Source organism: Aphanothece microscopica RSMan92 (assembly GCF_046613545.2).
Lineage (GTDB): Bacteria > Cyanobacteriota > Cyanobacteriia > PCC-6307 > Cyanobiaceae > NIES-981.
Window position 1 is genome coordinate 1 of the sequence record NZ_JBKKKY020000484.1, and the last position, 480, is coordinate 480.

General features: G+C 74.0%; 1 protein-coding gene. It reads right to left on the minus strand.

Annotated elements, in window-relative coordinates; all coding sequences use genetic code 11:
- The coding region (locus ACLD7X_RS18655; protein WP_411425171.1) for an alanine--tRNA ligase-related protein at positions 1 to 301 on the minus strand (301 nt) is incomplete at its 3' end.
- Between the last annotated feature and the right edge of the window lie 179 nt (positions 302 to 480).

Below are 480 nucleotides of genomic sequence, written 5' to 3' on the forward strand. Positions count from 1 at the left end.
CCCGCATGTGGCGGTGGCGGCGGTCCCAGTCCAGTCGTTGCAGCACCTGCGCGCCCACGGGCGGCAGGGTCAGCGGCTCGGCCGCCACCAGCGCGACGCTGCCACCCTCGGCCTTGACCGCCGTGGCGACGGGCAGGCGCCCGCCGTCCCAGTCCAGCCAGCCGCTGTCGCCCGGCTGGCCGCCGCCGGTGGCATAGAACACTGTTCGGTCCAGCACGATACCCCCTTCGGGCGTATGGGACAGCACGGTGGCGGGTGCCTCGGCCAGGTAGGGGTCGGCGCGGAACAGCAGTTCGGTCATCGGTCAGCCTTCCTTGCGATCGGGGTCGGCGTCGCCTTCATCATCGGCGTCGTCCGGCGGCGGCGGTTCGCGGTGCATCGGGGCAGCAGGCGGCGGCGGAGTTGCAGCCGCCTTGCGCGCCGGCTTGCGCCCGCCGGGACCCGAGGGCGGCGGCATCAGCGCCTCGGAGTTCAGAATCC